Annotated in this window: 18 protein-coding genes; 6 read left to right on the top strand and 12 right to left on the bottom strand. The window is 56.6% G+C overall.

All coding sequences use genetic code 11. The annotated features are described in order from the left end of the window. Positions 1–311: 311 nt before the first annotated feature. Together Q9290_RS01050 and aptA are read right to left on the bottom strand one after the other, a co-directional pair. Entirely contained in the window at positions 312–1,802 is a 1,491-nt protein-coding gene (locus Q9290_RS01050) for a CoA-acylating methylmalonate-semialdehyde dehydrogenase (RefSeq protein WP_306077778.1), read from the bottom strand. Between the two features lie 47 nt (positions 1,803–1,849). Continuing rightward, the gene (aptA, locus tag Q9290_RS01045; RefSeq protein ID WP_306077777.1) at positions 1,850–3,199 is read right to left on the bottom strand and encodes an omega-aminotransferase AptA; all 1,350 of its coding nucleotides are present in this window, start codon (positions 3,197–3,199) and stop codon (positions 1,850–1,852) included. 265 nt (positions 3,200–3,464) lie between these two features. On the opposite strand from aptA, the gene Q9290_RS01040 reads away from it, so the two are divergent. Together Q9290_RS01040 and galU are read left to right on the top strand one after the other, a co-directional pair. Next, on the top strand, positions 3,465–3,752 hold the full coding sequence (locus Q9290_RS01040) for a ComEA family DNA-binding protein (RefSeq protein ID WP_306077776.1): 288 nt from the start codon (positions 3,465–3,467) through the stop codon (positions 3,750–3,752). Positions 3,753–3,847: 95 nt separating this feature from the next. Beyond that, positions 3,848–4,753, top strand: coding sequence for a UTP--glucose-1-phosphate uridylyltransferase GalU (gene galU, locus Q9290_RS01035; RefSeq protein WP_306077775.1), 906 nt, complete (start codon positions 3,848–3,850; stop codon positions 4,751–4,753). Here galU and Q9290_RS01030 read toward each other — a convergent pair. After that, entirely contained in the window at positions 4,747–5,730 is a 984-nt protein-coding gene (locus Q9290_RS01030; protein WP_306077774.1) for a response regulator, read from the bottom strand. The two genes, galU and Q9290_RS01030, sit on opposite strands and share 7 nt — an antisense overlap. 116 nt (positions 5,731–5,846) lie before the next feature. Between Q9290_RS01030 and Q9290_RS01025 the strand changes: the two genes are divergently transcribed. Then, the gene (locus tag Q9290_RS01025; protein ID WP_306077773.1) at positions 5,847–6,533 is read left to right on the top strand and encodes a DnaT-like ssDNA-binding domain-containing protein; all 687 of its coding nucleotides are present in this window, start codon (positions 5,847–5,849) and stop codon (positions 6,531–6,533) included. Next, positions 6,517–7,365, top strand: coding sequence for a DnaA ATPase domain-containing protein (locus tag Q9290_RS01020; RefSeq protein WP_306078170.1), 849 nt, complete (start codon positions 6,517–6,519; stop codon positions 7,363–7,365). Before Q9290_RS01025 ends, Q9290_RS01020 begins: the two co-directional genes overlap by 17 nt. Positions 7,366–7,447: 82 nt before the next feature. Here Q9290_RS01020 and Q9290_RS01015 read toward each other — a convergent pair whose 3' ends face one another. Genes Q9290_RS01015 through Q9290_RS01005 form a run of 3 tightly spaced genes read right to left on the bottom strand, consistent with a single transcriptional unit; the run spans position 7,448 to position 8,408 of the window. Then, positions 7,448–7,687, bottom strand: a complete 240-nt coding sequence (locus Q9290_RS01015) for a hypothetical protein (RefSeq protein ID WP_306077772.1) — start codon at positions 7,685–7,687, stop codon at positions 7,448–7,450. Positions 7,688–7,696: 9 nt separating this feature from the next. Further along, entirely contained in the window at positions 7,697–8,089 is a 393-nt protein-coding gene (locus Q9290_RS01010) for a phage holin family protein (RefSeq protein WP_306077771.1), read from the bottom strand. Positions 8,090–8,093: 4 nt separating this feature from the next. Next, positions 8,094–8,408, bottom strand: a complete 315-nt coding sequence (locus Q9290_RS01005; protein WP_306077770.1) for an ElaB/YgaM/YqjD family protein — start codon at positions 8,406–8,408, stop codon at positions 8,094–8,096. Positions 8,409–8,626: 218 nt separating this feature from the next. Between Q9290_RS01005 and Q9290_RS01000 the strand changes: the two genes are divergently transcribed. Next, the gene (locus Q9290_RS01000; protein WP_306077769.1) at positions 8,627–9,199 is read left to right on the top strand and encodes a YceI family protein; all 573 of its coding nucleotides are present in this window, start codon (positions 8,627–8,629) and stop codon (positions 9,197–9,199) included. A 435-nt stretch (positions 9,200–9,634) separates the two neighbouring features. After that, positions 9,635–10,897 (top strand): dicarboxylate/amino acid:cation symporter, encoded by a 1,263-nt coding sequence (locus tag Q9290_RS00995; RefSeq protein WP_306077768.1) that lies wholly within the window; start codon positions 9,635–9,637, stop codon positions 10,895–10,897. Positions 10,898–11,033: 136 nt separating this feature from the next. Here the strand turns inward: Q9290_RS00995 and Q9290_RS00990 are convergent, their stop codons facing one another. From Q9290_RS00990 to Q9290_RS00965, 6 genes are all read right to left on the bottom strand, one after another. Next, entirely contained in the window at positions 11,034–11,447 is a 414-nt protein-coding gene (locus Q9290_RS00990) for a host attachment protein (RefSeq protein WP_306077767.1), read from the bottom strand. Positions 11,448–11,922: 475 nt separating this feature from the next. Then, positions 11,923–13,545, bottom strand: a complete 1,623-nt coding sequence (locus tag Q9290_RS00985) for a TnsD family Tn7-like transposition protein (RefSeq protein WP_306078169.1) — start codon at positions 13,543–13,545, stop codon at positions 11,923–11,925. Positions 13,546–13,561: 16 nt separating this feature from the next. Next, complete coding sequence (locus Q9290_RS00980; protein ID WP_306077766.1) at positions 13,562–14,518, bottom strand: TniQ family protein; 957 nt, start codon at positions 14,516–14,518, stop codon at positions 13,562–13,564. Between the two features lies 1 nt (position 14,519). Further along, positions 14,520–15,968, bottom strand: coding sequence for an AAA family ATPase (locus Q9290_RS00975; protein ID WP_306077765.1), 1,449 nt, complete (start codon positions 15,966–15,968; stop codon positions 14,520–14,522). A 1-nt stretch (position 15,969) separates the two neighbouring features. Continuing rightward, positions 15,970–18,156: a transposase gene (locus Q9290_RS00970; protein WP_306077764.1), complete on the bottom strand. Its 2,187-nt coding sequence runs from the start codon at positions 18,154–18,156 to the stop codon at positions 15,970–15,972. After that, on the bottom strand, positions 18,146–19,018 hold the full coding sequence (locus Q9290_RS00965; RefSeq protein WP_306077763.1) for a TnsA endonuclease N-terminal domain-containing protein: 873 nt from the start codon (positions 19,016–19,018) through the stop codon (positions 18,146–18,148). The genes Q9290_RS00970 and Q9290_RS00965 overlap by 11 nt, the downstream gene beginning before the upstream one ends. Positions 19,019–19,053 lie beyond the last annotated feature (35 nt).

Genomic DNA, 19,053 nt, shown 5'->3' with positions numbered 1-19,053 from the left:
GGGGCGGGACCAAAACATTCGAAGACGCCCCTCCTCCCGCCCGGTTGGTGGTTGCGTCTCGAGTCTCATCAATCCACGGGACACTACTGCCATAAGCCTTCGGCTCAGAGATTGTTGACAGCAGTTTCGGCTGGCGCCGAACGATTACTCCCTCAAGAGGCGCATATTGTGACAGTTTGCGGCGGGTATGGAAAGGCCGGCAGCGCCATTCCGGCCTTGAGCCGGAATCCAGGGCAGACAACACGCACTCCCGCAAGAAAGATGCCGGGTCCGTCATGCTGAACTTGATTCAGTACCGGCATGACGGAAGGCTACAAACTCGGAAAGGCAAAGTCCGAGGCCTGGTGGCTGGTGCGCTCGGGCCATTTCTGGGTAATGGTCTTGCGCCGGGTGTAAAAGCGCACCGCGTCAGGGCCGTAGGCGGCCAGATCGCCAAACAGCGAGCGTTTCCAGCCACCAAAACTGTGATAGGCCACCGGTACCGGCAGCGGCACGTTGATGCCCACCATGCCCACTTCAATCCGATCGCCAAAGAGCCGCGCCGCCTCGCCATCCCGTGTAAACAAACAGGTGCCGTTGCCGTATTCGTGAGCGTTCACCAATTCAATGGCATCTTCCAGGCTTTTAACCCGCACCACACACAACACGGGGCCAAAAATTTCTTCCCGGTAGATGCGCATCTCGGGAGTCACCCGGTCAAACAGGCAGCCGCCAATAAAGTAGCCGTTTTCATGGCCCGGTACCGTCACGCCCCGGCCGTCTACCGCCAGTTCTGCGCCGGCTTCAATGCCGTCAGTGATGTAGCCGGTGATTTTTTCCAGGTGCTCGCGACTGATTACCGGACCCATGTCGTGGCCTTTTTCAGTGCCGGGGCCGATGTTGAGCGCGCGAATCTTTTCGCTCAGCTTGTCTACCAGAGCGTCGGCCACGGCGTCGCCCACGCATACCGCCACCGAAATGGCCATACAGCGCTCCCCGCAGGAGCCATAGGCCGCTCCCATCAGGGCGCTGACGGCATTGTCGAGATCCGCATCGGGCAGCAGCACGGCATGGTTTTTTGCTCCCCCCAGGGCCTGCACCCGCTTGCCGTGGGCGGTGCCGGTGGCATAAATGTGCTCGGCCACCGGGGTGGAGCCCACAAAGCTCACTGCCTTCACCCCCTTGTGCTCCAGCAGCGCATTCACCGCCTCGCGACCGCCCTGCACCACGTTAAGCACGCCCCTGGGCAGGCCGGCCTCTTCCAGCAACCGGGCAATCAGCAGCGACGAGCCGGGATCCTTCTCCGAGGGCTTGAGCACAAAGCAGTTGCCGCAGGCAATGGCCATGGGAAACATCCACAGCGGCACCATGGCGGGAAAGTTGAATGGTGTGATGCCGGCCACCACACCGAGGGGCTGAAAATCCGACCAGGCGTCGATGTCGGGGCCCACATTGCGGGTGCACTCCCCTTTCAGCAGGCCGGGCACACCGCAGGCGTATTCCACGTTTTCCATGCCCCGCTGTAACTCGCCCCGGGCATCTTCCAGGGTTTTGCCGTGCTCCTCGGCAATCAGCCGGCAAATGTCGTCGGCCCGTTCTTCCAGCAGCTGAAGATACCGAAACATCACCCGGGCCCGCCTGGCCGGGGGGGTATCACGCCAGGCCGGAAAAGCGGCCTCGGCGGCGGCCACCGCCTGCGCCACGGTGGCGGTATCGCCCACGGCAACCTGCGCACAGACATCGCCGGAGGCGGGGTTGAACACCTCCAGGGTGTTGCTGCCGTGATGCTGTTCGCCATTGATCAGATGAGAAATGGTGTTCATGACTGGTCCTTGTTTTAATTTCGATTCGAATAGATGACGTAGACGGTTTAACCCTGCGCCTTCAAGACGCGGTGCACGGCATGAAACAGCTGCTCCAGCTCGTCGGGTGTCGAGATAAAGGGCGGACCAAACTGCAGGGTATCGCCGCCAAAGCGCACGTAATAACCCGCCTGCCACAGCTCAATGGCCAGCTCCATGGGCCGGCGCGCCGGCTCGCCGGGGTACGGCGCCAGCTGCACGGCGCCCGCCAGGCCGCAGTTGCGAATGTCCACCACATGGGGCAACCCTTGCAGCCGGTGAATTTGCTCTTCAAACACCGGCATCAGCGCTCGCACGCGCCCCGGCATGTCGTCCTCGATAATCACATCGAGCGAGGCCATGGCGGCGGCGCAGGCCACCGGATGACCTGAATAGGTATAGCCGTGAGGAAATTCCACCATGTAATCGGGCCCGGGTTTTTCCATAAAGGCCTGGTAAATGGGGTCACTGGCAATCACCGCCCCCATGGGCACCACGCCGTTGGTCAGCTGCTTGGCCACATTCAGTATGTCTGGCACCACGCCAAAGGCCTCGGCGCCAAACAGCTCGCCCATGCGGCCAAAGCCGGTGATCACCTCGTCAAAAATCAGCAAAATGTCGTGTTGAGTGCAGATCTCCCGCAGCCGCTGCAAATAGCCCACCGGTGGCACTATCACCCCGGCCGAGCCGGACATGGGCTCCACGATCACCGCCGCGATATTGGACGCATCGTGCAGCTCAATCAGTTGCAAAAGGTGATCGGCCAGCTCTGCGCCGTGTTCCGGCTGGCCCCGGCTGAAGGCATTCTCTGCCAGCAGGGTGTGGGGCAGATGATCCGCCTCCACCAGCTGGCCATAGTGCTTGCGGTTGGGGCCAATGCCCCCCAGGCTGGTGCCACCCATGTTGACGCCGTGATAGCCCCGGGCCCGGCCAATCAGCCGGGTCTTTTCCGGCTTGCCTTCGGCGCGCCAGTAGGCCCGGGCCATTTTCAGGGCGGTATCGGCGCACTCGGAGCCGGAATTGGTAAAAAACACCCGGTTTAAGTCGGCGGGAGCCAGACTCGCCAGCCGTTCCGCCAGCTCAAAGGCCAGCGGGTGGCCGGTCTGAAAGCCGGGGGCATAATCCAGGGTATTCAGCTGGCGATGAATGGCCTCAATGATTTTGGGGTGCTTGTGACCCAGACCGGTACACCAGAGCCCCGAGAGGCTGTCGAACAGCTTGCGGCCGTTGATATCGGTAAACCAGGCGCCGTCTGCTTCGGCCACCAGCCGGGGGGCGGCCTTGAAGGCCCGGTTACCGGTAAAGGGCATCCAGAAGGCTTCAAGATCAAGCTGTTGACCCATTTGCTGTTTATTGTCCGGACTTATCATGGTGTTCATCACGACTCCTCGCCGCCTCACGGGTGTGACCGAATATTCACCATGGTGATCGCCATTGCGATTTTATTAAATATAAACTTTATAAAGTTCAGTTAATCCAATCCTTAACTTTTTAAATGTACTCCTCACCGTGCTGCCTCATTTGGGGAAAGAGTAAAATAACTGTTGCTTTTCCAAGCAAAGAGCTTGCGCTATCCGGGTTTCTGAACGAGTCTTTAATCGTCCTTAAATGGGACTTAAACGGAGATTAAAGAGGAGACACGGAATGAAAAAACTGCTTGCCCCTGCTCTGTTGTCGATGCTGCTGGCCACCGGTGCGCCGGTACTCGCCAACGAGGCCAATGCTGAAAGCGTGGTGGTTACCAGCATCAACATCAATACCGCCACACAGGATCAGCTGGCCCAGTTGTCCGGTGTCGGACCGGCCAAGGCTCAGGCCATTGTGGAGTACCGGGACGACAACGGTCCCTTCACCTCGGTGGACGATCTGGTTCAGGTCAGGGGTATCGGCGAGGCCACGGTCGACAAGAACCGGCACCTGCTGAGCGACTAATGCAGTAATACGGTCGTCACTGCCCCTTTCGTGCCATGGCCGAAAGGGGCAGCTTTGGTTATGATACCGCCTTTGTTTCCAACGGCGATTCTTTCATGTCACACCAACAATCCATTCGCAAGGCCGTGATCCCCGTGGCCGGTCTGGGCACCCGCATGCTGCCCGCCACCAAGGCCATTCCCAAGGAAATGCTGCCGGTGGTCGACAAGCCGCTGATCCAGTATGTGGTCAGCGAGGCGGTCAAGGCCGGCATCAAGGAAATTGTGCTGGTGACCCACGCCAGTAAGAACTCCATTGAAAACCACTTCGACACCAGTTTTGAGCTGGAAGCCACCCTGGAAAAACGGGTCAAGCGTCAGCTGCTGGACGAGGTGCAAAACATCTGTCCGTCCGATGTCACCATTATGCATGTGCGCCAGGGCGAGGCCCGGGGTCTGGGGCATGCCATTTTGTGCGCCAAGCCGCTGGTGGGTGACGCGCCCTTTGCCATTTTACTGCCCGATGTGCTGATTGATGACGCCGCCTGCAACCTGAGCCAGGACAACCTGGCCGCCATGATCGCTGCCTTTGATGACACCGGGCACAGTCAGATCCTGGTAGAGCCGGTAGCCGAGGAGCTGGTCGATCAGTTCGGTATTGTGGATCTGGGTGAGGCCAGCCTGGCCCAGGGCGAGTCGGCGGCCATTGCGGCCATGGTGGAAAAGCCGGCCCGGGAAGAGGCGCCTTCCAACCTTTCTGTGGTGGGCCGTTACGTGCTGCCGGCCACCATCTGGCCGCTGCTGCAGAAAACCCCGCTGGGCAAGGGAGATGAGGTCCAGCTTACCGACACCATCGCCATGCTGATGGAGCAGGAGCGGGTCGACGCTCACCACATTACCGGCAAAAGCCACGATTGCGGCAGCAAGCTGGGCTACATGATGGCGAACGTAGAATACGGCCTGCGCCACAAGGAACTGGGCGAAGACTTCCGCCGCTACCTTCGGCAACTGCAGGCTCAGTAAGTCGCCCGGCTGGCGGTGAGCTGAATGCGGCCGCCATGGCTGCCGCTCAGGTTGAGCTGCAGTGGAAAACGGCAGGGCTGATGGCATGGGCTGGCGGTGAATTCGCCCCGCCCCAGCGGCCCGGCATTGCAGCCGGCCAGCCAGTCGCAGCCCGCCATGCCGCCGTTGGCCACCTCCAGGGTATTGCTGTCGGCCCGAAGCCTGAGCAGCATCAGATTAACGCTGGCATTCAGCGCCGTTTCAAACAGCCGCTGGTTAAGGTATTCCAGGGTGCGGGCCGGACTGTGCAGCAGCCGGTTGGTGCCGCTTCGGTACTGGCGCAGCGGCTCGTGCAGCAAAAACGCCACCAGCAGCATCAGCATGGGGGTGTCCTGGTGCAACGGGTCAAACTCCGCCGCCAGCAGCAGCAGATCCTGCTCCAGCCGTACCGACTGAGTCAGTACCCAGGGCGTACTGTAATGGCAGCTCAAATGCCAGCTGCCCAGTCGCAGCTCTCCTGATGCGCCCAGATCCCGCAGCAGCCGGGTGGCGGCCATGTCCTGCCGGCGGTAAAACGCCAGGTGCGATGCAAACTCCGCCAGCTCCCGTTGCTCCTGCACACGGGGTGGCAACAGGCAGGCGGCCAGCCGCCGCTTTACCGCGCTCCAGTGGCGCACCGGCTTGACCAGATAATCAACGGCCCCGGCACGCAATGCTGCCGCCACCTCGGCCATGTTCCCTTCACCGGATATCGCAATAAACGGCGCCAATACATGATGCCGGCTAAATTCATCAAGCAAGGAACCACGACCGTGAACGGGCAAGCGAAGATTGCCCAGCACCAGGTCGGGCCGCCAGTGTCTGGCCAGTTGCAGGCCCTGGGTCAGCGTGCAGGCTTCCAGTACCCGAGCGCCCCATACCTCCAGGTAAGCCAGCATCTGACGCCGAAACACAGTATCGTCGTCCAGCAGCAATATGCATGGGTTTCGCATGAACATGACGTAATCCGTGAATGAAAATGATACCTAAATTCAGCCTAGCCGATTTCACCCACGGCTGTATTCCGGCGGCGCTTTATTGGATAATGTCTGCATCATTCGAGTACCCGAGCGCCATGACTCCCGCTGAATACCAGGCTCTGACCTCTCCCCGGCTTTCCCATCCCGCCCGCAGCCTTTACCTGCTTTACCTCAGGCATCAGGCGCGGGGCGAGCTGACGCAGCCCCTCGACTACCCGAGTCTGGGCCGGGCGCTGGCGGTGCAGGGAGAAGGCGACTACCGCTACCGGGTCACCCCGGCGGCGCTGACTGCCCTGGTGGACGAGTTACAGCAGGCCGGCCTGCTGGCCCTGGAGGAGCGCACCCACCCCCAGAACTACCATGGCGCCCGTTTTCGGCTGGCCCTGAAAAACCTGCAGGGGCTCACTCCCCTGCCCGCCCGCCAGTTTGCCATGTATTCCGAATGGCGGCCCGATGACCAGCTCGACGGTCTGGCGCGGCTGTGCGGCCTGCTCGACAGCCGTTATGATGACGAGGAGCTGGGTGAGTTTATCGCCTACTGGCTGGGCCGGCCGGAAGTATTTGAAAACCAGCACCAGTGGATGCTGCGCTTTGTGCGTCAGCTGAAAAACCGCCGCGCCCTGCGTCGTGATCCCGGCCCGGCACCCGCCACCGGTTATCAGCAGCAGCCGGCGCCGGCAACAACCGAGACCGGCCCCAGCAAGCGGGCGCGGGAGATGATGGAAGAGGCCCGGCGCCTGAGCGACGAGCACCAGGAGAGCCATGATGAAGAAGACACCTGAAGAAATGGCCGCCGACATGGCCGAGATCGCCCGGCGTCGCCGGCAGCAACAACGCCCGCAAAAGGACACCAGCCCTGCCGCCGCCAGGGGGGAGGTACAGAACGTGCTCAAGCGTCTGCAACAGCTGCGCGCCGGCGGCAACCTGCCCCAATACGATTACGACACCCTGCGCCAGCAGTATGAGCAGCAGGCCAATGCCGATGTAAAACGGTTGCAGACACAAGCCAAGGTGCAACGCACCGAGCGTCTGCTGGCCCAGGCGGATTTAAACACCGACTGGACCTTCGCTAACATGGACATGAACGATCCGGCGCTGGCGCACCACATTGAAACCGCCCATCACTTTATTAATGCCTTTGATCACTGGGAAAAAAAGGGCGGCACCGGCATTCTGATCTTTGGCGATTTCGGCACCGGCAAGTCGACCCTGGCCGGGGCCATTGCTCATGAGTTGATCCAGCAGCATCAGAAGTCGGTCATTTTTCAGCAGTGGGCCTCGGTGGTGGACCGGCTGTTCTTTGGCGTGATTGAAGATCAGGAAAGCCGCAACAAGTATCGTCGTGCCCTGGAAGAAGTGGATTTACTGGTGCTCGACGAAGTGGCCGCCAACCGCAGCCGGCTGGCGGAAAGCCAGTCCAGCTTTCTGGGCCACCTGCTGCGCCGCCGGCGCAACCTGTCGAAGAGCATTATCATCATCAGCAACCACGATCCCCAGTCGCTGCACCGGGCGGTGGGTGACTTCTGCTTTGAGGCCATCAAGGCCTTTCATCCTGTAGACATTGCCCTGCGCGGCCCCAGCCGCCGCCCGGATATTGGTGACTATCGCAGCTGAGGGAGCCCGGACTCCGGCGTGGTCTGCACTTGAATGCCCGTGTTCACGGGCATGACAATCGGCGGCTCCGAACACTCGGCGCCTACAATCGCCACCAGATCAGCGCCAGTAGTCCCGCCCCCAGCAACAACCTGTTACTCACTCGCCGGGGCACTTGTGCCAGCCGCCAGGCCAGTCCCACCTTGGGCAGCTGTTCGGCCAGCGCCAGCCAGTCCACCTCCGTTTGCTGATGGCGCCGGGCCTGCTGGGTCAGCAGCTTCAGGCGCAGGGCTTCCGCTTTCAGTTGCAGCATTTGCTGCTCTTCCCGCAGGTCTTTGTGCATTGGGGCTCCTCAGTCCTTCATCGACCAGTCGGACATGTCGCGCCGGCCGCGCAGATAGGCCACGTCTTCCTGCACGTCCTTGAGCGTTTGCTCCAGAAAGCGGCGCTGACCGGCCAGATTGCGCATCATGGCCACGCAAGCCGCCAGCATGCCCAGCAGCAAGGCCAGCGCCAGCCCGAAAAACACCCACACCCGGGCCAGCGGCGACAACACCTCGCTCAGGCCAAACAGCAGGCTGATAAAGGCCATAAAAAACAGCGCCACGGCACTCAGCGCCAGCACGCCCAGGCGTACCATGCGCTCCTTCTGGGCAATAAACTCAATGCGCGCCATGCGAAAGCGCACAAACAGCAGCTCAATCACGGTGTCGAGCACATCTCTCAGTGGCGTTTTGCCGGTCATGCCGTTAGCGGCCCCGGCACAGCAGGGCACCCAGCAGCAGCCCCACCAGCGCCGCTATGCCCATGGCATGATACGGCTTGTTGTGCACCAGATCGTTGGTCTGATGGGCCGCCTGACGCGTGCGCTCTATAACCGAGTCTTCCATGTCGGTATATTGCTGCTGGGCCCGGTCAAGCTGGGCCTTGAGTTTTTCCTTGAGTGCCTTGCCCTCCTTGGTGCCGTCGTCTGCCGCCGCCTCGTACAGCGCCTCAGCGTCCTTCAGCAACTGTTTTACGTCGCTCATCAGCGCGGCGCGTTCCGCTTCGTATTTACCGGCCATGGTGCCTCCTTGTTTTATTTCAGCCAAAACCGAATGAAAACCACACACTCCCCATACACCATATGGCCTGCCGTGGTCCTTCGCCAGCCGAAACACGCATTTATGTGAAGGATGCGATCGAGACCGTCGCAGCCACCACTCCGGCTGGCCACCATGGCTTTCTCTTGTGCCTCCCTGCCCTATACTCGTTTCAGCCTCACCGTTCAAAGGAGAACACCATGCTGAAAAAAGTCCTGCTAGCTTCCCTGTGCCTTACCAGTACCTCGGTCCTGGCCGACTGGCAACTGAACGACGACTTAAGCCGTGTCAGTTTTGTCACCGTGAAAAAAGAAACCGTGGGCGAGCCCAATTATTTTCAGCGGCTGTCGGGCGGGCTGAGTGATGCCGGCCAGTTTGAACTGACCGTGGATCTGGCCAGCGTGGAAACCGGCATTCCCATCCGTAACGAGCGCTTTGGCGAGTTCCTGTTTGAAACCGGCCAGTTTCCCACCCTGACCCTGAGCGCCGATCTGTCCGGCGAGCTTAATGCGCTTACCGGCGGCGAAGACAAGGTGATGACCACAGACGCCACCCTCAGCCTGCACGGCCAGGAAAAAACCATGCCGGTCACCGTGCTGGTCAGCCACAAGGCCGATGGCAACCTGGTGGTCTCAAGCTGGGACCCGGTGATCGTGCATCAGGAAGACTTTGCCCTCACCGCCGGCATTAACAAGCTGCAGGAGCTGGCCGGTCTGCCTTCCATCACCCGCGCCGTGCCGGTGAACTTTGTGCTGAGCCTGGATAAGCAATAAAGCGAATACACCAGGGCTGAGCCATTGTCGAGCTCAATTGGCTCTGTATATGGGCTCGGCTCTCACTGAAGCGCCGGGCCCTAAACAGGGTCATGCAGCCCTGAATACAGAACATCCCCCATGCTGAAAAGTAACACCTGCCATGCTGACATAGCATTACCTCCCTCAACCTTCATTGTTTAGCATGCTCATGTTGCTTGTTTGTATAACAAATGAAACCGGAGTGTTTCGCCGATTTCATGTTTATGGTTACGTATCTCTCATACGGAAAACCCTGATGTCCTGCGGCATGGAGCTTACATGCAGTACCGGGTTTTCACGATGCCAGGCCTGCACCCAAGTAACCTTGTCAGGATAAAGGCCTTACTGCCATCGCCCCCTATGGCATGCGGAGCCGGCCTTTTTGTTACGGACTGAACATATAAAGGACTTTCCATGAACACATCTGTCGCTCATGCCCCTTCAAAGCCCGCTTCCCTGTGGAAACGGCTGCAAGTATGGCAAAAAGTATTAATCGGCCTGGTACTGGGTGCCGTTACCGGCTTCACCTTTGGTGAAAGCGCCACCGTTCTGCTCCCCATTGGCAAAGCCTTTATTTCCGCCATCAAGATGCTGGTGGTTCCCCTGATTTTCATTTCTCTGGTCTGCGGCGTCACTGCTATCAAGGATGTCACCCGCATGGGACGAATAGGCATCAAAACCTTTTTTGCCTATATCGTCACCACCGCCATTGCCATTCCTATCGGTCTGATGGTGGCCATCTGGCTAAAACCAGGTCAGGGCATGGATCTGGGCAGTGCCGCCAACATGGATATCAAGGAAGCGCCCAGCATAGTTGATACCCTGCTGGGCATTATTCCTACCAATCCCTTTGCGTCATTTGCCGATGGTAATGTGCTGCAGATCATTCTGTTCGCCATCTTCCTTGGTATTGCCATTAATCTGGTCGGCGAGAAGTCCGATCCCGTCAGAAAGGTATTTGATGCCTTTGCCGACGTCATGTACAAGCTGACCGATCTGGTGATTGCCTTCGCTCCCTTTGGTGTCTTTGCCCTGATTGCCACCACCACCGGTCAGTACGGTCTGGATGTGCTGCTACCTCTGGTCAAGGTGATTGCCGGCGTTTATATCGGTTGTATTATTCACGCCATTTTCACTCTGGGGGGTGGCCTGGTATTACTGACCCGTCTTAACCCCATTCGTTTTTTCAAGGGTATTTTTGAAGCCCAGCTGGTTGCCTTCAGTACCACCACCGCTGCCGGCACCCTGCCCGTTACCATGGCCTGTGCCCGCGACAATCTGGGCGTTTCCAAGGATGTGTCCAGCTTCGTGCTGCCCGTGGGCACTACCATCAACCTTGATGGAACCGCGCTGTACCAGGCGTTAACCGCCGTGTTCATTGCTCAGGCTTATGGCATTGACCTGGGCATGGCGGAATACGGCATGATCCTGTTGACGGCCATTCTGGCTTCTATTGGCACTGCATCTGTGCCCGGTGGTGGCCTGATCGTGCTGTCTCTGGTGCTGAGTTCCGTTGGCCTGCCCCTTGAAGGCATCGCTCTGGTAGCCGGTATCGACCGGATCCTGGACATGGCCCGAACCACCATTAATGTGACCGGTGATGCGGCCGTCTCTGTGCTGATTGCAAACAGCGAAGGCGAACTGGACAAGGACATCTACTACAAAAAGGCGGTGTAACCTTGACCTCATGAAAACACCACCGGCCAGTTCATAACTCAAAAGCCCATCTGTTAAGCGGGGCTTTTTATCATCTCAGCCAGGCCGATATGTGATGGTTTGGCCGGCAGCCGAGAGAGCGCCGACCGGGGGGATATCAGACTTTTTTGCCGTTGTTTTTAAAGGCAGCGAGCACCTCGCTGTGGGAAACGCCGCTCAGGTTTTTGTCGAGATCCTTTTGCAGCGCCTTGCGCAGCCGATCGTCCATGGCCTCGCGCAGCAGGCCCAGAAACTGGGGCGGTGCCGCCAGATAAAAGCCGCCAATCTCATTATGATCCAGCGCATGTCGCACCCTGTCGATAATGTCGCGGGCAAAACGCTGGTTCTCGGTATGACAGGGATCGCTCTTCTCAGGTATGGTCTGAGCATCGGAGATAAGATCACTCGTTTTGAGGCGCGCTTGTGGATGGGCCAGGTCCATGATCTCCTCACCCACGTTTTCAACCCAGTCCTGCTTATACACAACGGCCTTGGCAGCATCGGCAACCACGATCCAGTCTGGCAATGGCATGTTTCACCTCTTTCGATTGTTGGAACATTTCGGGATGCATCAAGCGACCTAAGTATCGTTGATTCCTGCAAAATTGCATGGGGTTGGGTGGCCGGTGCTCTGCGTGGGAGCGAGAACAAACACACAAAGCAAAAAGCCCCGCTTTTCAGCGGGGCTTTGACTATCTCACCTGACTGGCGTCAGCTTGATCACGACCATTTAAGTTGGAAACTGGAGAGCCATAAAATTCAATAATTTACCAAACTCAAATATTTCATCCAAGTTGGAAACCAACAGCTGGCCACTGCCCGCTCAATGAGCAAACAGGACATTAAAGTTGGAAACCAGGATCAACCTGCTCCAAATCAACTGGTCGCGACCGAGCGACCCTCTTATCGTTGTAGACGACCTGCGAGGTTCCTCAGCCGAATTCACAATGCACGATATGGGTGTTCAAAGGGATATGTGATTTTCTGTGCCCAGCTCGGGCGGCACTTCAGGAAGGGATGTTAAGGTTTTCTTTTTTTGCATATTCGGCTAACAGTCGTTCTGCGAGCGCATGGCTGATGGGCAGCTTATCTTTGTATTTTATTAACCAGCCACGCCCGCCAAGGCTGCGGTCTAACTCGGATAGCGATTTCGCCTGCACTTCCATCTGTCCAAGTTGGACAGCAAGCGCCTGATCACGCTGTGCCCAGTCAACACTGGGGTGGTAGCAGGTCTTCTGGGAATCTGGCAGCTGTAGATACAGCCATTCGCGGTCATGCCTGTACAGCCAATAGAAAGCAGCACCGCACTCCTGCTTGATGTTGTTACGACTGCCCCTCGCATGATGAGCAAGATATGTCATCAGGGTGGCTCGATGTTCACGCTTTCTCCTGACCATCACAAGGTGCCTCCTCCATGCTGAAAGCCCCTGATGACTTTGGATGTTCGCTTCGACCGTACCAACGGATACGGAATGATGGCGGGCAATGTGTTCTCGCTTGAACCCCATTAAGGCCTGACGCCAGATTGACCGCTCCATCTCTGGGGTGATGAACTTGGATCGGTGCCCGACAGGCAGGTGATGTCGGTTTGCAAGCTGCTTGATACAACCGACGCTGAGTCCCGTCATGATGGATATCTTCCGCATGGAGGTATGCTCTCGCAGCAACCCCAGTACTGTTTGCTCGGTCGGCCACCCTGTCTCCAGAAAAGACCGAGACACATGAGGTGGTGACTGATTGTCAGCAGAAAAGAACGCCTGGGGGCTGCGGCTCAAAAACGCCATCAGCATGACATGCTTCAAATAATGGCTGCTCCGGTTGTTATAGTGCACCAGACCTGGCACATATCGATAGCTGGCGAGCTCTATGGGTAGCGGCGGTGTAGGGCCGCTGAATAAATCTACCCAGAACTCATCCAAGTCATGCCAAAGCTTCCGGCTCCGGATATTGCCATGCCGGGTCAGATAGCCCTGCTGTGCCAGCAGTAGCCGGTAGTACTCCGAAGGGACAATTATCGGCGATTGGCTGCACAGGTATCGGTACAGCGCGATAATGAAGGATGACAAATAGATTTCTTGTTCAGATGGGACTGGCTGCTCGCAGAGCATACTGGAGTCCGGCAGAAGATACTGCCTGTCGATACCACCTGTACTAGCAGCAATCGATTGCAACTTCAGGCGATGCTCGGCACAGGCGGTGACACCACAAAACTGATGTGCCGTATGCCAGTAGCCTACACCAAACTTCTCCTCGTCCTCCAACAGGCATGCCGGACAGAATTTCAGCAGACAGCCCCCCAACGTCAGTTTGCTGGCCGCTTGCCCAGACAGAGCCATCATGCCCCACCCCTTTCCCAGCATGGCAGCTGCCAGCGACTGCACCTTATTCTTATTCCTCAGTGCAAAGGCATACAGTGGAAAAGCCGTTCCCATGTGGAGCAAGTATTGCGGCTCCTGGCCCGCTGCCCGTGCAACTGCTTCAATATGAGCCGGTAATGTCGGGTGGAGCCGAATATAAGGCTTTCGAAACAGCTGGGTACAAAAGCGGTTTCTATCACAGTATGCCGACTGCACAAAATACTGCGCTACCCAGCTGTATACCGACTCGCCGGCTATATAATCCGGGATCACCGAGCCCGGCACCGGGTTATCCCTCAAATCCCATCACAACCGCCAGATCATACCCTGCCTGTTGTAACGTCAACAGGTGTGCCAGGGGGTGCAGCGGGTCTCGTTTGGCCCGGTCATGGTACAGACGGGTATTCCTTAATTGTGGCGGAAAGCGCATGTCTTCTTCATCCATCTTCATGTTGGTGAAGTACGCTGCGACTGCCATGGGATCTGCCCGATGCTCCAACTCATTAAACCATTTACTTACCAATTTCGTCCCCTTAAGCGTCCCCATATCTTCAAGGGAAAGGCACATGGCCATTCTGACCGCATCGGTCAGGTCAGAAAAACTGGCGCAATGGGAGGTATTTGCCATACGCAGGGATACCCGCTCGACCTCCTCCATCGCTTCAGTAAAGTGTCCCTCGTAACCGGCCATCCAAGAGTGACAATGTGGGCAGGTGTTGTCATGAGGAGGCATCGTTAGAGCAGAAACACTCGACGCGTTGAAATCACACTCAGGGCAGTGACCGGATAATCCCAGTTTGTGCTTTGAACAATGAAAAACCCCAGGAATCTGATGATCCCGGTGATAGAAAGGCACGCCATACATCGCTTGGTCTTCTTCAACGCAGTCAGCACACCAGCGCCAGTACTGTTGCTGAATACAGCTCTGACCGGCAATCCGAAGTTGAATCACCTCACTTCTAGAGAGTGCCGCCTCTAGTTGTGATCGTTCATTTTGAGTTAAAAAGGTGCCGATATAATGACCGAATGCATTATCTTTCAAGGGCTGACTAGCCCCTCGGGTGCGAAACAATGTATCTAGGATGATGTCATCCGCATGACACAAACGATGCGGACGAATGTTGTGCGTACCTAGACCAAGCGCCGAAGTCGTTTTGTTAAAAGTTCCGTTCACACCAAAAGTATGAATACGACCTACTGCTGAGCCAAGGTGCTCACCGGGTAACAATTCCAGCAAATGACGCATGTCACCGTCCCTTATCCAGCGGGTAACCAAGTTGTCCCAGCAAATGCTCCGGAGACAATTGGTCCAGGGCTGCCCGTTTCTTTACCTCGGGTTTCTGCGGTTTGTCTCTGAGCTTGACCTTCCCTTGCAGCAGGCTGGCCTCTGCCAGTTGGCTGACCCTCTGTTCAATAGCGTCTCGGTCATCCGCACTTTGCTCTGCCGACTCCAATAACAGCATCGGCTCAAAATCCTCAAACTTGTGATAATCCCCCTTTCTCAGCGCCGTCAGGGCTGGCTTGAGCACCTTAAACTCCCGATTAAAGGTATCGTCCAAGGCGGCTATCGACAAATCCTGATCCTGAGGCGACAGGAAGGTCAGATACGACAGTGTGGCCCGCACCAGGCTGGTTGCAATGGCCGGTATGCCGACGCTCAGGTGATGAAGATGACGACGCAACATATCGGTTGGTGTGGTCTGATTCTTGAGCAGCTGGGTTTGACATAACAACCGGGTAAATCGCTTCCAGAATGGGCTATCGATTTCGCAGCTTGCCAGCAGCAAGGAGCCGTTTTTGGTTGCTCGCCGACCGATAGTGGTCTCACGTTTAAATAACGACAACGTCGCCAAAGTACCGACGAACATCAGGGGCACACCAACCCGATTGAACAGCTCCTCGATAAACTTCATGGAGGTTTTTTCGTTGCTGTTCAGCACCTCGCTCCTGGCCTGTGTAGCCAGATTCTGCGCTTCATCAATGATCACCATTCCGACACTATGGCCAATAAAGGCCTTGCGCACTGTGGTGATCAACTCATTGACCGATTTGTTACGGTGGGCATGACGGTATTCTTCACCTGTCGCGGTATCAATGGCTTCCAGCAGGTTGAGCAACACCGCTTTCTGGCCCCGGCGATCGTGAACTTCAACATACAGGTAAGTCACCTGAGTCTTGTTAATGATGGACTCTTCACCACTGTGATCGGTATATCGGGTATGTTCAACCACCTGTTTCAGCTGCTTGCAGATTTGCCGCACCATGGTGGACTTGCCGCGCCCGCTCAGCCCGAGCAGCAAAAAACTTTGCTGAACACTCAGCAGATCCAGAGACGAGGTATGCATGGCCTTCCAGGGATCGGCTTTATCTCGATCGATAGCCACCAATATCCGGCGCATATCCTCACGCAAGGGGTTTCGCTTGGCATATCCGGCTTCAATCATTCGCCGCATCACGTCATACAAGCGATAAGCCTCATCCTGGACCGTATAGACATCGGCCAGTTGGTCGATGGCGGTACGGGTGTAATAGCCATGAAGGGACTCATCCACCCCGCTCAGATCCAGGTCGCCGTCAAAAGGAATCTCACAGTTGGCATAGAACTGCTCAAGAGTCAGTGGCTGGCCGAGCCCTTCAATAAAGGGATTACCCCGATAATGTGCATTGGGGTGCCGGTAGTAATCGGGCTTACTCATGTTATGCCTCATCATCAAAAGGTAACGCTGTTGGATCTGCCAGGTTCTGTTTGGTTGCCTTTGATACCGATTCGCTGTGGCGCTGTGGCACAGCTATAGGGGAAAGGTCGGCGATGATCGCCTGCGCTTCCTGATGGCGCTGCTGCTGGGCCTCGAGCCGTTTGTTGGCTTTCATGCCCGGTTGGATGCCTTTCGAAGTGGACTTTTTCACGCCACGGCTTGCTTGGCGAATGGCGTCGTCACATTCACGCAAGTCCATCTCCAGCAAGGCGCGAGCGTTAAACCGCTGTTCATCGAGCACGGCAAGTTGCTCTTTGACGATCTCCAGACGGTGCATGACATTGGCCCAGATCTGGTTTTGGTAAGCTTCGCTGCGGTCGGTCAGATCAAGCTGAAGGATCGCCCCGCTTTTCTCATCTTTGCACCAGATATGATTGGTGCTGGTATCGGTATAACGAACCCGTATCTTGAAACGCCCGATATTTTTGGCACGATCCAGCCACAGCATGCGCACCAGCTCGTTACTGCTGTAATATAGGCCCTTGAAATACACCCCCTGTGCCCGCACTGTTGCCTCCCCTTCCCGCAACAACGCAAAGCGCAGGCGGTCTGTCGACACTCTGGGCCTCATCACCGCCTGCTCCAGCCCCCAGTTCCAGACATCACGCGGGGTAAAATCCACCCCATCCCGTGACATTTCGAAGTTGTGTGATAGCACCCGTTCGCGATTATTATTGGTAAAGATGATGATTTTTATCAGCCGTTGCATGAACTGCTCGTAAGTCAACAGCGGGCGCCGCGAGACATGCTGATCTTCCTTGTGCGGGTATTTCACCACCTTGCCTGCTTCAAACGGAATGGCGATGGTTTGAACAACGTCGAATGCCTGTTCGACCGTGCCCTTCATGTCACCACGATGATAGGCATTGAAGTTACCGACACTGATACCTATCTGGCCGCGTAGTAAGCCATGAATATTGCTATCGGTGTTTTCGGTTCCTCGATCGAAAGTTAACTCGCGACAGACCTCCTGGCAGGGCCAGTCGGCCTCTTCAATCTCAACACCATACTCACGACAGAACTCGACCTTACTGGTCATCGCGTTGAACAACGCCTGGCTGGCTCCATGCCAGCACGGGCTGTCGAAGCCGACATGGAGGCCGACAATCATGGCGCTGACTGTATCGATGACGAAGTAAATCACGGGCCGCCCGGTGCTCAGCAGCTCATCATTGCTATAGGGATAGCGGATATAAACATCCGCAACGGTACTATCAATCTCGTAGCGTGAGGTCGGCCCCCGCAGACCGGCACGAGCGAGACCCGGCTTGCCCGCATGATCCCGCGCATAATTGATACTGCCGACCCGCTTTTTGAGGAAGGTCAGCCTGTCGACATATTTGGTCAGCTGATGCTTGAATGATCGGGGAGAAATCAGCAAACGTCTGGGCAATAACAGGCGTGTCGGCTCGGCAATATCCTCATCCTTGGCTCCGAGCGGCCGAATTTCAACCGAGGCATATTTCAGACAAAAATCCAGATACAACTTGGAAAGTTTGACTTCAGTGCCAGAGCGAATGGTCCTGGCGAACCGCTCAATGTTTGCAATGTCTTGCTTGGTCACTCCCCTATAAGGCGCGCCAAAACGCGTTTCACGACCTGACTTCGATGCCAGGCAAACCACACCCTTTTCACGCTCCACCGGTGCATCAGGAAGCTGATGATGTTGACCGCACGCGAAATAATGGGGTAACAGCGAATTATCGAAACCACCATACTGAAAATAGCGATTCAACTGGCTGCTGACATATTTTTTGCTCCGGCCTGAATGCCTTATGAGTCGTTGCAAGATCCCACTGGCATCCCCGAACAGGTAGCGATGCAGGAGATCTGGATCAGTCAGCAAGGGCCTGATGACGGCGAGGCCCTGATCGCGCTTTTTAATCCAGCTCGAATCCAGATCTTCATCATTTTTGTAGAGAATCGCTGGAAAATCATGCTCTGCAATATATCTACGCCCATGACGAATATCGGCTTCCATCTCGTCAATCGATACGGTAAAAGGTCGCTTGGGGGATGTGACCAGCAGCTCACTCACAGCCAACCGCCCTGAATCGGGGCAGATATCGATGATCAGCCATTCGGACTTGTCCTTGGTATAGGAGACGATCTTCTGGTTAACCAGCATGACCCACCACCTTGACTGGCAAAGGCCGGTAGAGCTCAATGCGCTGCGTCAGATCAACAGCCAGAAGACCGGTATAAACGGCATGCTGAAACAGGCTCTTGACCTGCAAGGCGGTAATATTCAACTCCTGCGCCACCCTTTTGAGCAGCGTCAGCAGTGTGCTTGAAGGCACGACCATCATGTGGTGCCTGAAGCGCCCGGTCACAATGGCATAAACATCCTCCGAGACCTGAATATGCTCAGGTTCATCAAAGCATTCACGCAAGAATTCCAGGTTGTATACCACTGAAGCATTGAAGCTTTTTTCTGTCACCAGAACATGATCAGCGCTTTGGGAACGCCAGAACTCCATGGCGATTCGCTCCTTGGCCAAGGTGCGATTGACACTTCGCGGGCTGGTGAGCTTGGGATCGAGCGCGTCGGAATATTTAAAGCTGTATGGTGTCAGCGTATGCCTGCCTGAGGCCGAACGCCGAATAACGACAAAATCCTGGGTCATTGTCTTGGCCGGAATACGACCATCATGATGGACCCGCTCCTTGTAATTGCCCGGATGAACAATATTCAGGGAGGCCGCAATCTCTAGGGTCTGATGAAGTGGTAACGGATACTGCTCCAGGATATCGACAACAGCCGAGTCGTGCTCTAAATAGAAGAACGGCAGCCGCTCCCCCCTGCTGAGAAGATGGTGCTCTCGCTTCGTCTTATGACTGTATACAACCTGCCCCTGACCATAGGTATGCGACTGCCGGACAGTTACCCAAGGGCGATACCCTCCCGATTTCACAACTCGGTTATACCGTTGCGTTTTCGCAATTTCAGCATCGGTGATGATGGGTTGTTTTACTGGTTTTATTTTCATGACGAACTCCATACTTTCTTGGATTAGCCTATCCA

This window comes from Oceanimonas aquatica (genome assembly GCF_030732065.1).
In the GTDB taxonomy this organism is placed as follows: Bacteria; Pseudomonadota; Gammaproteobacteria; order Enterobacterales; family Aeromonadaceae; genus Oceanimonas.
The sequence above is the reverse complement of the archived record's forward strand: the minus strand, read 5'-3'. Positions and strand labels throughout refer to the sequence as shown.

Bases quoted from the DNA above. Each gene is read 5' to 3' on its own strand.
- Q9290_RS01050 (WP_306077778.1), bottom strand. From the start codon at position 1,802: ATGAACACCATTTCTCATCTGATCAATGGCGAACAGCATCACGGCAGC.
- aptA (WP_306077777.1), bottom strand. From the start codon at position 3,199: ATGAACACCATGATAAGTCCGGACAATAAACAGCAAATGGGTCAACAG.
- Q9290_RS01040 (WP_306077776.1), top strand. From the start codon at position 3,465: ATGAAAAAACTGCTTGCCCCTGCTCTGTTGTCGATGCTGCTGGCCACC.
- galU (WP_306077775.1), top strand. From the start codon at position 3,848: ATGTCACACCAACAATCCATTCGCAAGGCCGTGATCCCCGTGGCCGGT.
- Q9290_RS01030 (WP_306077774.1), bottom strand. From the start codon at position 5,730: ATGTTCATGCGAAACCCATGCATATTGCTGCTGGACGACGATACTGTG.
- Q9290_RS01025 (WP_306077773.1), top strand. From the start codon at position 5,847: ATGACTCCCGCTGAATACCAGGCTCTGACCTCTCCCCGGCTTTCCCAT.
- Q9290_RS01020 (WP_306078170.1), top strand. From the start codon at position 6,517: ATGAAGAAGACACCTGAAGAAATGGCCGCCGACATGGCCGAGATCGCC.
- Q9290_RS01015 (WP_306077772.1), bottom strand. From the start codon at position 7,687: ATGCACAAAGACCTGCGGGAAGAGCAGCAAATGCTGCAACTGAAAGCG.
- Q9290_RS01010 (WP_306077771.1), bottom strand. From the start codon at position 8,089: ATGACCGGCAAAACGCCACTGAGAGATGTGCTCGACACCGTGATTGAG.
- Q9290_RS01005 (WP_306077770.1), bottom strand. From the start codon at position 8,408: ATGGCCGGTAAATACGAAGCGGAACGCGCCGCGCTGATGAGCGACGTA.
- Q9290_RS01000 (WP_306077769.1), top strand. From the start codon at position 8,627: ATGCTGAAAAAAGTCCTGCTAGCTTCCCTGTGCCTTACCAGTACCTCG.
- Q9290_RS00995 (WP_306077768.1), top strand. From the start codon at position 9,635: ATGAACACATCTGTCGCTCATGCCCCTTCAAAGCCCGCTTCCCTGTGG.
- Q9290_RS00990 (WP_306077767.1), bottom strand. From the start codon at position 11,447: ATGCCATTGCCAGACTGGATCGTGGTTGCCGATGCTGCCAAGGCCGTT.
- Q9290_RS00980 (WP_306077766.1), bottom strand. From the start codon at position 14,518: ATGCGTCATTTGCTGGAATTGTTACCCGGTGAGCACCTTGGCTCAGCA.
- Q9290_RS00975 (WP_306077765.1), bottom strand. From the start codon at position 15,968: ATGAGTAAGCCCGATTACTACCGGCACCCCAATGCACATTATCGGGGT.
- Q9290_RS00970 (WP_306077764.1), bottom strand. From the start codon at position 18,156: ATGCTGGTTAACCAGAAGATCGTCTCCTATACCAAGGACAAGTCCGAA.
- Q9290_RS00965 (WP_306077763.1), bottom strand. From the start codon at position 19,018: ATGAAAATAAAACCAGTAAAACAACCCATCATCACCGATGCTGAAATT.